This is a genomic window from Nitrosomonas sp. H1_AOB3 (assembly GCF_015709435.1).
Classification (GTDB): domain Bacteria; phylum Pseudomonadota; class Gammaproteobacteria; order Burkholderiales; family Nitrosomonadaceae; genus Nitrosomonas; species Nitrosomonas europaea.
Genome location: NZ_CP054389.1, coordinates 163,805 through 177,568, shown reverse-complemented (window position 1 = coordinate 177,568; position 13,764 = coordinate 163,805). Strand labels below are relative to the sequence as shown.

The 13,764-nt window shown below is 51.7% G+C and carries 9 protein-coding genes; all 9 read left to right on the top strand.

The genetic code is table 11. From position 1 onward, the window contains the following. The first annotated feature begins 55 nt into the window (after positions 1-55). The 9 genes from fliF (at position 56) to HRU73_RS00820 (ending at position 13,715) form a co-directional block, all read left to right on the top strand. Positions 56-1,702 carry a flagellar basal-body MS-ring/collar protein FliF gene (fliF, locus tag HRU73_RS00860; RefSeq protein WP_287399084.1) on the top strand — a complete coding sequence of 549 codons (1,647 nt, stop codon included), beginning with the start codon at positions 56-58 and terminating at the stop codon, positions 1,700-1,702. Next, positions 1,692-2,687 (top strand): flagellar motor switch protein FliG, encoded by a 996-nt coding sequence (fliG, locus tag HRU73_RS00855; protein WP_287399083.1) that lies wholly within the window; start codon positions 1,692-1,694, stop codon positions 2,685-2,687. Before fliF ends, fliG begins: the two co-directional genes overlap by 11 nt. Before the next feature lie 208 nt (positions 2,688-2,895). After that, complete coding sequence (locus HRU73_RS00850) at positions 2,896-3,609, top strand: flagellar assembly protein FliH (protein WP_287399082.1); 714 nt, start codon at positions 2,896-2,898, stop codon at positions 3,607-3,609. Continuing rightward, the gene (fliI, locus tag HRU73_RS00845; RefSeq protein WP_287399081.1) at positions 3,606-5,036 is read left to right on the top strand and encodes a flagellar protein export ATPase FliI; all 1,431 of its coding nucleotides are present in this window, start codon (positions 3,606-3,608) and stop codon (positions 5,034-5,036) included. Before HRU73_RS00850 ends, fliI begins: the two co-directional genes overlap by 4 nt. Before the next feature lie 17 nt (positions 5,037-5,053). After that, positions 5,054-5,506 carry a flagellar export protein FliJ gene (fliJ, locus tag HRU73_RS00840; RefSeq protein ID WP_276818364.1) on the top strand — a complete coding sequence of 151 codons (453 nt, stop codon included), beginning with the start codon at positions 5,054-5,056 and terminating at the stop codon, positions 5,504-5,506. A gap of 55 nt (positions 5,507-5,561) precedes the next feature. Next, positions 5,562-6,719 carry a flagellar hook-length control protein FliK gene (locus HRU73_RS00835; RefSeq protein ID WP_276818365.1) on the top strand — a complete coding sequence of 386 codons (1,158 nt, stop codon included), beginning with the start codon at positions 5,562-5,564 and terminating at the stop codon, positions 6,717-6,719. A 265-nt stretch (positions 6,720-6,984) separates the two neighbouring features. After that, positions 6,985-9,273, top strand: coding sequence for a hypothetical protein (locus HRU73_RS00830; RefSeq protein WP_287399080.1), 2,289 nt, complete (start codon positions 6,985-6,987; stop codon positions 9,271-9,273). Positions 9,274-9,487: 214 nt separating this feature from the next. Continuing rightward, positions 9,488-12,991, top strand: coding sequence for an O-linked N-acetylglucosamine transferase family protein (locus HRU73_RS00825; protein WP_287399079.1), 3,504 nt, complete (start codon positions 9,488-9,490; stop codon positions 12,989-12,991). Then, positions 12,966-13,715, top strand: coding sequence for an FkbM family methyltransferase (locus HRU73_RS00820; protein ID WP_011112602.1), 750 nt, complete (start codon positions 12,966-12,968; stop codon positions 13,713-13,715). Before HRU73_RS00825 ends, HRU73_RS00820 begins: the two co-directional genes overlap by 26 nt. Positions 13,716-13,764 lie beyond the last annotated feature (49 nt).

Sequence of the window (13,764 nt, the reverse complement as noted above, 5' to 3'; positions counted from 1 at the left end):
TCGGATATCCATCAGGCTTCGTAAATCTCAGAGAACAAGGCAGGAGGTGATTGTTATGGCAACCGTCCAGGAAGAAATCCAGGAAGAAAAAAAGATGTTCAATCAACTGGATAAAATCAAACAACTGCCAACCCAGAAGAAACTGGGCCTGATGGTGGCAGCCGCCGCCGTCATTGCGCTGATCGCCGGTACATGGTTATGGAGTCAATCCCCGGATTACCGTGTTCTTTATGCCAGCTTATCGGATCAGGAAGGGGGAGCGATCATCGATGCGCTGCAGAAGATGAACGTTCCGTACCGGTTCAGCGAAAGCGGCGGCTCGATCCTGATTCCGGCCAGTCAAGTGCATGAAGTGCGCCTGCGTCTGGCGGGGCAAGGGTTGCCCAAAGGCAACCTGTCCGGTTTCGAGATTCTGGAAAACCAGAAATTCGGTTCCAGCCAGTTTCTGGAGCAAGTCAATTATCAGCGCGCACTGGAAGGCGAACTCTCCCGTTCGATTCAATCTCTGTCAGCAGTTCAGGGAGCACGCGTGCATCTGGCAATTGCCAAGCCGAGTGTATTCACCCGGGAACGTCCACAGCCAAGGGTTTCCGTACTGCTGAACTTGCATCCCGGACGGATGCTGAGCACCGAACAGGTCAGTGCAATCGTTCATCTGATTTCCAGCAGCATTCCCGATATGCCGGTCAAAAACGTTACTGTCGTCGATCAGCAGGGTAATCTGTTGAGTGGCCAGAAAGACAACCAGGCGGAAACCGGACTCGACCCCGGCCAGCTCAAGTATGTGCAGGATATGGAGCAGAATTTCGTCCAGCGCATCGAGGCCATTCTGACACCCATCACCGGTGAAGATAACGTACATGCACAAGTGACCGCAGATGTCGATTTTTCCCGCATCGAACGTGCCGAAGAAATCTACAAACCCAACAACAATCCGGCAGAAGCAGCTGCAGTTCGCAGCCAGCAACAATCCGAGTCGGTTTCCATTTCCCAGCCGGAAGGAGGAGTACCGGGTGCGCTGTCGAATCGTCCTCCTGCTCCGGCCGAGGCACCGATAGAAGCCAAACAAAGTTCGGAAGCAGCCGCCAAGACGACACCGACCGATACTCGTAAGGAATCAACCACCAACTATGAAGTGGATAAAACCATTTCACATACCCGCCAGGCAACGGGTCGCATCAACCGGCTTTCAGCAGCAGTAGTCATCAATTACCGGGCGAAACTGGATACTGAAGGCAATCCGGTCAATGAACCGCTGTCCGGTGAAGAGATCGAAAAAATCACCGCCCTGGTGAAGCAGACTATTGGTTTCAATGAAACACGTGGCGATACGCTGACAGTTACTAACAGCCAGTTCAACCTGAAAGGAGATTCGCTGGAAGAATTGCCGCTCTGGAAAGATCCGGATACCGTCCTGCTTGCCAAAGATATCGGCAAGCAACTGCTGATCGCAGCGATCGTACTATTCTTCCTGCAAAAGATCTTCCGGCCATTTCTCAGGAATTTACTGCCCCCTCCACCACCTCCACCCGTTCCGGCATTATCTGTCAAGGATGGATTGGAACAGAGCGAAGTCGAGGTAAGTACTGTCAAGGTGGTGACGCTGGAAGAAAATCTGGAAAGAGCAAGGTTACTGGCTGTCACTGAACCGGCTATCGTAGCTAACGTCGTGAAAGGATGGGTATCAGGCAATGAGCGATGAAGGGATTCATAAAAGTGCAATTTTGTTGATGTCGCTGGGGGAAGAAGAAGCTTCCCGGGTATTTCGCCATCTCGGCCCCAAGGAAGTTCAGAAACTGAGTGAGGCCATGGCCGCCCTAAACGATATCAAGCAGGAAACCATCGAAAGCGTACTGGAAGAGTTCTGCCTGCTTGCGAATGGCAAAACCTCACTGGGACAGGGAGCGCTCGACTATCTGCGCACAGTGCTGATCAAAGCGCTGGGAGAAGAAAAAGCAGCGGGACTGATGGATCGCATCAGCCAGGGAGACGATACCAGCGGTATCGAAAGCCTGAAATGGATGGATGCCGTTTCTGCTGCCGAACTGATCAAGAACGAGCATCCGCAGATCATCGCCACTATCCTGGTGCATCTGGAACGCGATCAGTCCAGCGCCATTCTGGCTCTGTTTACCGAACGCTTGAGAAATGATGTCCTGCTGCGCATCGCCACACTGGACAGCGTTCAGCCGATAGCCCTGCGCGAACTGAACGGGGTGCTGAGTAAATTGCTGTCAGGCACTGACAGTATCAAGAAGCCGCGTATGGGTGGAGTTCGCACCACGGCAGAAATCCTGAACTTCATGCCGACTGCACTGGAAAGCGACATCATCGAAAATTTCAACCAGTATGACGAGGAAATCGCACAGAAAATCATGGATGAGATGTTTGTCTTTGATGATCTGTTGAATGTCGATAACCAGGGCATCCAGCTTCTGCTGAGAGAAATCCAGTCCGATGCACTCATCACTGCACTCAAGGGAGCCAAAGAGGAATTACGCACCAAAATCTTCAAGAACATGTCACAGCGCGCTGCCGAAACACTGCGTGAGGATCTCGAAAGCAAAGGGCCCGTTCGTGTTTCCGAGGTAGAAACCGAACAGAAGAAAATCCTCAAGACTTTGCGACAGCTTGCCGATGATGGTCGTATCGCACTGGGTGGAAAAGGAGGAGACGGTTTCGTCTGATCGGCCTGCGTACAGCCGCTGTCCAATCTGGCCACCCGACCATATCATTCCATTCCCAAATCAAAAATGACACGAAGGCGAGCCGCAGACAGTATAAATAATACGGCCAGGCGAAGCCGACAAAGTTAGTTTTGATTTAGAAATGGAATCAAAGCCCGTAATCATCTTTCATCAGGCACCTCATCAATTCGAATAAGGAAATACGGATATGGAAGCAGCTTACGTCATTCCAAAAAAAGAACTCTCTTCCTGGCAGAAATGGGAATTTGGCTCGCTCGATCCGCTTAAATCCAGGCAGAAAACCGAATCTCCGGAAAAAACACCGCATAGGCCGGCAGATCAGCCTGAAAATCAGGTAGCAGTCGGAGTAGAAGCCACAGGACACGAAGCCATCGTTTTACCTACCGCCGAACAGATCGAACAGATCTATCAGCAAGCCCGTGAAGAAGGCAAAACTGCCGGTTATCAGGAAGGCATGCAGCAGGCAAGACATGCCGCTCTGGTAGAAGTCAAGCATTTACAATCGCTTATCGGCACTCTGGAACAGGAATTGAAACAGATCGATCAGACCATGGCACAGGATTTACTGACACTCGCCATCGATCTGGCCAGAAAAATCACCAGCCATGCGCTGGAAATCAAACCTGAACTGATTCTTCCGGTCGTCGAGGAGGCATTGCGTCAACTGCCCGCTGTCTCGCAGCCGATCCGGCTGACCCTGCATCCCGATGATGCCGCACGAATACGGGATCATCTGGAAAATCATCCGGCCCACCCCAAGTGGCATATATACGAAGATACACAGATCGAGCCCGGTGGCTGCCGGATCGAATCCGGTGGCTGTGAAGTGGATGCAACGCTGGCCACCCGCTGGCAACGCACTCTGGCTGTCCTCGGTCAGGAGCAGCACTGGCTGGTATGACGATACCAGACGAATACCACGTGAATACCAGCGGACCGGTCCACACCCCGCTCTGGCGTGATTTCCTCCAGAACTGCCAGCGACTGATCGAGCCTGCGAATTCCTTTCTCGTCAGCGGCACACTTACCCGTGTTGCCGGGCTGGTGATGGAAGCCGTCGGCCTCAAGCTGGCAGTAGGTACCAGCTGTATCGTTTTTCTCCCGAACGGGAACAGTGTCACGGCAGAAGTGGTTGGCTTTTCCGGAGAACGGCTTTTTCTGATGCCGTCTGGCGATATTTACGGACTGACGCCCGGTGCAAAAGTCGTCCCTACCGAATATACCGGCGCAGTACCCCGCATCGGAACCCTGCAGCATCCGCGACGCCGTGCGGCCGACCGGACAAAACATATCAGCGTCGGCCCGGAGCTGCTCGGGCGCGTTCTGAATGGAGCCGGCGATCCGCTCGACCGCTATGGCCCGCTCCATTGCGGAAATAGCGTGCCGCTTTACAGCCGTCCGTTCAATCCGCTGGAACGGGCACCCATTGAAAAAACGCTGGATGTCGGCGTGCGTGCGATCAATACATTGCTGAGTGTGGGGCGTGGCCAGCGTATGGGATTATTTGCCGGCAGCGGTGTAGGTAAAAGTGTCTTGCTCGGAATGATGGCACGTTACACCAGTGCAGATATCATCGTGGTGGCGCTGATCGGTGAACGGGGTCGCGAAGTTCAGGAATTCATCGAAACCATTCTGGGCGAGGAAGGTCTGGCACGCTCGGTTGTCGTTGCCGCCCCTGCCGATACTTCACCACTGATGCGTTTGCACGGCGCCGCCTATGCTACTGCCATTGCCGAATATTTCCGGGATGAAGGCAAGCATGTGCTGCTGATCATGGATTCCCTCACCCGCGTTGCCATGGCGCAGCGGGAGATTTCACTCGCCATTGGCGAACCGCCTGCCACCAAGGGCTACCCCCCCTCCGTATTCGCCCGCCTGCCCCAGCTGGTAGAGCGTGCGGGTAACGGCCGGCGGGGAAGCGGATCGATCACTGCCTTCTATACCGTGCTGACCGAGAATGATGATCCCAATGATCCGATTGCCGATAATGCACGCGCCATTCTCGATGGCCATATCGTACTGTCACGACGCCTGGCCGAGGCGGGTCACTATCCGGCAATCGACATTGAGGCCTCGATCAGCCGCGTGATGGCCAGCCTGGTAACACGTGAACAGCTTGGTCAGGCGCAGCGCTTCAAGGCCCTGTACTCCCGTTATCAGCGCAGCCATGACCTGATCAGCGTGGGGGCATACGCAAGCGGCAGTGATCCGCAACTGGATCGAGCCATCGAACTTTACCCGGTACTCGAATCATTTCTGCAGCAAGGCATGTTCGAGCAGGAAAGCTATGTCGAAAGTATGGAAAAGCTCTCGGCGTTACAACTGTAAAACAGTAAGCGCAAAAGATGGCTACCTCCCATTCACTCAAACTGCTGCTCGATCATGCCCGCAAACAAACGGATGATGCTGCCATCAATCTGGGCAAGCTGAATCTCAAGCAACAGGAAGCTGAGAAAACCCTACAACTGTTAGTCGAATATCGCGAAAATTACCAGTCGCAATTCATGGAATCCGCCGGGAGTGGCATCAGTCCGGTTGAATGGCGAAATTTCAAGGCATTCATCTGCAAGCTCGATACTGCCATTCAGTCACAGCAAAGACTCGTCACGATGACGCAACAGCATACGGAAGCAGGAAGCACGCAATATCACGCTCACCGTCAAAAGCTGAAATCCTATGACACCCTGTCGCAGCGCGCCGAGCTTCATCACCAGGCACGCTTACAGAAACAGGAACAGCGTCAGCTGGATGAACATACGGCGCACAACTTCAGCAAACAGCAAAAGAATGCAGATTAGTGGCATGATAATTGCTTGATATTTGCCATACAACAAATCTTCTTCGAGGACTACCATGCCGAATCTGCCCGCCCTTCCAGATATGGGTCTGCCTGTCGTAACCAGCGACCTCGCAGCAACGCTTTTACCGGGCGTTGCCAGCCCCATTGTTCCCGGGCAGCAACCAATCGAACAGGCATTTGGCAGCATCCTGATCAGTATGATGAAAAGCGATCAGGCCATTGAAGACGACACCGAAAATCCGGCACCGATATCAATCGATGCACTCATAGCCGGGATGATGGCTGCGCCGGCCAATCCACCCCAGCCTGCTCCATCTCAGCCCGCACCAGATGCACTGGATGCACTGGATGCACTGGATGCACCAGACACCCCGGCGGAAGAACTGTTATCCATGCTGGCGGCAACCGTGTTGCCGAATACCGGCCAGCCGGTGGCGGATGAGCCCGTTACCTTCCCCGCAGGCGGACCGGCATCTGCAACGCCGCCAAATCTGCCATCGGACCCCGGCCGACACACTGCCGATCCACTCCAGACAACTGGCCAGGCTCACGCTGCTCCTCTCCCCGCTGAATTCCCGGCCGGAAATATCAGTACAAGTACCCCGTTTCCCGCTCCTGTGAACAGCTTTAATCAGGCAATCGATGCGGCAAATTTTGCCGATAGCGGCAAATCCTTGCCGCCTTCGATGACATCTGTCCCGGTAACACCTGTAGCCGCACATACCAACAGCACGCCACTGACTGATACTGCTGCTGATACCACAGCGAATGATGCGCCAGCTATTGCCGCAGAATTTGGCCAGCCGGACTGGCCGGAAGAATTCGGCCGTAAAATCACCTGGCTGGCGACACAGCGGATGCAAGCGGCAGAACTGAAACTGCATCCGGCCCATCTCGGCCCGATAGAAATTTCACTGCAGTTATCCGATGATCAGCGACTTACGGCTCAATTCGTTTCACACCACCCCGCAGTCCGCGAAGCCATCGAAGCCAATCTGCCAAGATTGCGTGAGATCATGGCAGAAAACGGAATTACGCTGGCTGATACCTCAGTCAGTGCAGATACACCCGGGCAGCAGGCAGAAAACAGACAAGGCAGTCCCTTCCGCCGCCCGGCAGCCGGTGATCATTCCCCCTACGGCTCCACCAGTCCACAAACACCAGCCTTACAGGTAACCAGACGTTCCAGCCTCATCGATACGTTCGCCTGACAGGCTTACGCTTCTGCCTTCGCACTCATCCCCCCATGCACGGCATCGGCAAGGGCCATCTACTTCATTGGTAGGCCCGACAGGTAAAACCCAGATCTCTTACCAGAATCAGAAAGTCTTCTTCAGGATTCTCTAAATGTAACAAGACGCTATGCCGTAAAGAGAAATAACGCCATAAAGGCTAGTGTAATGCCCGTAATACCGAGCATATTTTAGATCTACCGCCCTCGATCGAATCAAAGGGCCAATCATGGAGAAAATAATCATGGCAAGCATTGGAGGAATACCTACCACAGCAGTTTCCAGCTGGACAACAAAGGAAATAAAGGGCATTAGCGCTCAAGATATAAAAACGCTCACCACTGAACAGGTAAAAGATCTAAGTGACGAGCAATTAAAAGTATTTTCTGCCAAGCAGCTCAATGCCATGACTTCTTCACAGATCAAAGCTATTGAGGTGGGCGATCTGGTTACCCTGAGCGGCAAACAGATCGGAGCATTTGATCCGAATGAATTTACCTATGGCATGTCCACCGAGCAAATCAAGGCACTTACCTCGGCGCAAACCAAGGGGCTCACTACTGCCCAGCTGAATAGCATGACCAACACCAATATCGCCGCAATGGATGCCGAAGATATTGCTGCGATGTCTGCCAAGCAGATTCAGGCACTTACCACTGCTCAGCTTAACGCGCTGAGTGAGGAAAAGATTCAGAGCTTTACCGCCAAACAAGTTGCTGCTTTTAGTGTCGACCAGATCAAAAACCTGAGCACGGCTAACGTCAAAGCACTTACATCTGACCAAGTTAAAGGATTAACTGCCAGCCAGCTACAGGCGATGAGTGGCGCCCAGATCGCGGCTATTGATGTCGAAGATGTTGCTGCCATGACTGCCAAGCAGATCAAGGGCATGAGCACCAGTAATATTGCCGATCTCACCACCAGTCAGATCAGTGCGCTGTCTGATAAACAGCTCAAGGCATTTTCTTCCGGCCAGATCGGAGCTATAGAAACTGCAGATCTGGCAAAACTCAGCTCCAGCCAGTTGCAAGCACTCAGTGCCAAACAGGTTCAGGCATTTTCTACCCTTCAGCTTGATAAGCTGAGTACCGATCAGCTCCAGGGTTTCACCGCCAAACAGGTTGCGGGTTTCAGTACAGCTCAGGTTGCCAGCCTGAGTACGGCCAACGTCAAGGCGCTCACAGCAGATCAGGTTAAAGGATTAACCGCTTACCAGCTGGTGGCGATGAGTAGCGCCCAGATCCAGGCCATTGATACCGAAGATGTTGCTGCCATGACTGCCAAGCAGATTAAAGGCATGAGCACTGATAATATTGTTGCGCTTACTACCGGCCAGGCCAGTGCACTCACGGACAAACAGCTCAAGGCATTTTCTTCCGGCCAGATCGGAGCTATAGAAACTGCAGATCTGGCAACATTCGGCTCCAGCCAGCTGCAGGCACTCAGCGCCAAACAGATTCAGGCATTTTCCACCGCACAGCTTAATGGGCTGAGCACCATTCAGATTCAAAGCTTCACCGCCAAGCAGGTTGCAGGCTTCAGCACAGCCCAGGTCGCTGGTTTGAGCACTGCCAATGTCCAGGCGCTCACCTCAACACAGGTGAAAGGACTCACTGCTGATCAGTTAAAAGCGATGACTAGCGGTCAAATTGCTGTTCTTGATACCGAGGATATCGCTGTTCTCACTGACAAGCAGATCAAAGGCATAAGCACTGATAATATTGTTGCGCTTACTACCGGCCAGGCCAGTGCACTCACGGACAAACAGCTCAAGGCATTTTCTGCTGATCAGATCAAAGCCATAGAAACTGAAGATCTGGCCCAACTCGGCACAAATGCCATCAAGGGCCTGAGCGCCACACAAATTGGGGCGCTAACCAGTGGTCAGGTTACCGCTTTCACAACAGCACAGGCGGCAGCATTTTCCTACGCCCAGGTCGCTGGCTTGACAACAGCCAACATCAAAGGACTGGAAGCTGCAGATCTTGAAAAAATCAGCACCGCTGCCATCAAAGGGCTACAAGCAACAGCTGTTGGGGGAATCTCCACTGGTGCTATCGCCAACTTGAGTTCAAGCCATATCAGCGCATTTAGCGATGCTCAGGTCAAGGCCTTCACGACAGCCCAGGCAGAAAAACTCACCTCTGCCCAGGTCGCTGGCTTGACTGCTACCAACATCAAAGGGCTGGAAATTGCTGATCTGGAGAAACTCAGCACTGACGCCATCGCTGGCTTGAGCGCTTCCAGCATCGGTGCTCTCAGCGCTGCTCAGGTTGCGGCCTTCACAACAGCTCAGGCAGAAAAACTCACCTCTGCCCAGGTCGCTGGCTTGACAGCAACCAACATCAAAGGACTGGAAACCGCTGATATGGTGAAAATCACTGATACAGCTATTAAGGGCCTGACGACTGCTGCAATTCAGGCACTTGATAACAAGGATAAAGTTACCACAAGCCAGATCACAGCACTGAAGACTGCTTACACAACAACACAACTCAGTGGCTGGGGTTTCACCACGGATCAGCTCGCTTGATTCTCACCAATTCGCGTGCATGACCTTTCCGGCATGACGCAGTAGCACAACCGCCCACGGTATTGAACAGATACCGTGGGTTTTTTATAAATGGCTTGAGGCGGATCTTCTTACAAATAGCCTGAAATTGTCGGACTAATCGGCACTTTTGCAGGATCACCTAACTGATAGATTGCAGGACATAACTGTTACTGCTTTTTATCAGGAGCCAAACGTGCCAACTCATTCCCTATCTGATTACACCAGCTGGATCGAACGCACCTGGCAGGGCCAGGTTTCCTTTACGGATCTCGTCACTTACGCTGAAACATTAAATTCACACCCCGCGCTGTGCGCTGCGCTCTACCGCACCTGGCTGCAGCGTAATGCAGGCGCTTTCAACAGCGTTGCCTGGTTCAATCTCGGCGTTATTCTTTTTGCTGAAAATAACCTGACTGATTCGATTGAAGCTTTCCAGAAGGCACTAGCACTTAGCCCGGCTTTTCCCCAGGCTCATATCAATCTTGGACTGGCGCTTGAACGCCAGGGCAATGCAGAAGCCGCCATTGAACAATGGCAGGCAGTTGTTGAAAACGTTATCACGCCGGAAGCTGATCAAAATACCGGACCAAACCAGGCAGATCAGATAAAAAACCTGACCATGGCGCTCAACAACATCGGGCGCCTGCAGGAAACCCGGCGGCAATATCAGGCAGCCACTCAGGCGCTGGAAAAAAGCCTGCAGCTTGACCCGGATCAACCGGATGCCATCCACCACCTGATTTTTCAGCGCCAGAAACAATGCCAATGGCCGGTTTACGCACCAGTAGGCAAGGTCACAGAAGCGGCATTGCATGAACACACCTCGGCGCTTGCCATGCTGAATATTTCGGATGACCCCGCTGCACAGCTTGAAGCAGCACTAAACTACAGCCGCCGCAAGATTCCAGCTGATCTGCCCCGGCTATCCCCTGCCAATGGTTACCGCCACGACAAGATTCGGGTTGCCTATTGCTCCAGTGATTTTTGTACTCACCCGGTTGCCATGCTCACGGTCGAGCTGTTTGAGCACCACGACAAAAACCGCTTTGAAACCCATGCTTTCTGTTGGTCACCGGACGATGGTTCAACCTTGCGCCAGCGCATTCTTTCTGCCGTGGATCATTACATTCCTGTGCACGGCAAAAGTGATGACGAAGTTGCTCAACTCATCCGCCAGCACGAGATTGATATTCTCATCGATCTGCAAGGCCAGACCAGCGGCGCTAAAACCCGCATGCTGGCATTGCGTCCGGCACCTGTGCAAATCACCTATCTGGGCCTACCGGCCACTACGGGTTTGCCGGGGATTGATTATGTCATCGCCGACCGCTACCTGATTCCCGAAGAATATGCCCGCTTCTACAGCGAGAAGCCGCTCTACATGCCGGATGTCTATCAGGTTAGCGACCGCAAGCGCGAACACAGCCCCGCCCCCAGCCGCAAGGATTGCGGCCTGCCCGCGCGCAAGTTTGTGTTCTGTTCCTTCAACAACAACCACAAATACACCCTGGAAGTGTTCACCACCTGGATGAACATTCTGCGCCGCGTTCCCAACAGCGTGCTGTGGCTACTGGCGGACAACCCCTGGGCCAGGGAAAACCTGCAAAAACAGGCCAAAGCACAGGGCATTGACCCGACACGACTGGTATTCGCCGAACGCACCACGCCAGCCGATTACCTGGCGCGCTATCTGGTGGCCGATCTGTTCCTCGACACCTTCCCCTTCAATGCCGGCACCACCGCTAATGATGCGTTATGGATGGGCCTGCCGGTGCTGACCATGAGCGGACGTTCCTTCGCTTCCCGCATGGCAGGTGCCTTACTCACTGCCGCTGATCTACCTGAACTCATCACCCACGATCTGCAAACTTATGAAGATAAAGCGGTAGCCCTGGCTACAGATACCAAAGTGCGCAAAACCATGCGCCAGAAACTGGCACTGGCCAAAGAAAGTGGCCCACTGTTCGATTCGCTGCGCTTTACCCGTAATCTGGAACAGCAATACACCGCCCTCGTCAGTGAACTGCAAAACCCGTCTCAGCACATTCATATCAGCGCACAACCTGAACCGACAAAATTGGGAGAACCGGCACAACCCAACCCAATCACCGCTACTGTTCAAGAAGCCGAAGCACTGCAAGCCAGGGGAGATACACAAGGCGCTATCCAGCTCTACCGCCAGTGGCTTGAGCACGCCCATTCAGGAGATGAATGGATAGCCCAGTTCAATCTGGGTGTACTGCTCAAGGACAGTGGCGATTTCACCGGAGCGAAGCAGGCTTTTCAGACTGTACTCAAGCAAAAACCGGATTTCGTACAGGCAAGAGCGGCGTTAGGGAAATTACCGGCGCCGGTGACAACCGAGAACCAGAAACACGGGGCAATCATTAGCCCACTACAAACCAACTCTTCAATTAGTACAAAGAGCAAGGAGCAAATAACGCAGATCTTTTCAGAAACGCCTAAGATCAAGTTGCTGGTCGAGGGATGGAGAGGAATAAACCATTCGTTTGCCTTGGTAAATCAATACCATCTGTACGAGTGGATGCGATCCAGTCAATTACATATTTATCATCGCGATATGCCCCTGCTCTTCGCGCATTGGGAAATGAACAAGAACAGGGGTAATACAGGGCTTCCGGAAACCTACAGCAAGCTACTAGCACAAGTTCAGCACTGGAGTGGTCAGACCTATGATGCATGTTTCCGCATCTATTCACCGGTCACATTGGCGCCGGATGACAAACATCCAGTTTCTACATTTCTCGTAACAGAACTCGGATTGGATGAAGCGCAAATTGCTCATTTCAGACCCAATCTCAAGGCCTATTTCAATATGGGAGGAAACATTGTCACTCCATCTCATTGGTCAAAAGAAAGAATTATTGAAGCTGGCATACCAGCTGAGCATATCCATCTTATTCCCCACGGTGTAGCCTCAAATATCTTCCATCCAATGCATTCAGATGAACGCGCCATTCATCGCCAACGCTTGGGATTTGATCGTGAGGCAGTTATTTTCCTCAATGTGGCTGCTCCGATATGGAACAAGGGACTAGATCTCTTGATTCAGGCTTTTGTCCAGTGTTTCCATCAGAATCCTCATACCAGGCTGCTCATCAAAGATCAGCAGGCTGTTTATGGTATCAGCACCAAGGATGCAGTTTTACGCGAGATAACACTGCTGGGCGAAAGCAAAAATGAATCCTTGCTGAATGCCATCCGAGTTATTCCGGATCTGAATCTGCTCCAACTCAGAGAGTTATATTGCATCGCCGACTACTATGTTTCGCCGTACCGTGCCGAAGGTTTCAATCTGCCTGTTATTGAAGCTCTTGTGTGCGGCACGCCAGTCATTGTTACAGAAGGCGGCGCCACACAAGATTTTTGCAGCGAAAAAAATGCCTTGTTCATTGAGGCTGTGCCTTACAGAAATGTCAAAATCAACGACAGGCACGTTAATGCTTATCAGGCCCCCATTCTGGACTCACTAATTACTCATCTAAATGTATGCGCACAGGATAAGCCTTTCTCCGAAAGCCAACGTCTGCAGAATGCGGCATCTATTGCCAAGAATTTTACCTGGGCAAAAGCGGCTGACACGATTTCCCGATTGTTCACGCAATCAAATGATTGCAATACCAGCACATCTCAAATAACTGGAGCCTTACATGAAGAACCCCAATACTGTAATTAGCTCTGACTACGGTCCAATCATTATTAACCTGAACGACAATGCAATTGGACGGCAAATCAGCCAATATGGATACTGGGCAACAGATGACATCAATATCATCAATACCTTAGTTAATGTTCAGTTAGATAAATTTGGCCAAATCATGTTCTACGATGTAGGTGCGAATATCGGCACGCATTCACTAGCAATTGCCAAAACTCATCCCGATACAGTTGCTATTCGGGCATTCGAAGCACAGCGGCAAGTATTCAATATGCTGTGCGGCACTATGGCAATCAACGGGCTTTCGAATGTCCATTGCCACCATAATGCCATTAGTGAAAAAATCGGAGATTTTATTGACATCCCCATACCAGACTATAACAGCGCCAACAACTTTGGAAGCTTAGAGCTAATCCCACCAAAAAACTCCGACAACCAAGGCATCATCCATAGCGGAAAAATGGAAAGTGTCAAAACATTATCAATTGATTCATTCAATGAAAAAGTTGATTTTATCAAAATGGATATTGAAGGGATGGAAGACAAGGCGCTCTTGGGAGCAATCAACACAATCGAACATCATCGGCCAATTCTCTTCCTCGAAATCCTGAAAACAGATGTTAATTTTGTTATGACCTTTCTGAGGGAAAGAGGTTATCTCGGATTTCAGAAATCATTTGATCTGATCGCCATACCGATTGAATATCAACTACAAGTCAATGGCACAAATCGGGTTTTCTGAAAATTATTTGTATCTGTTGCCACAGGCCATACTGAAAGTAAGAAATATA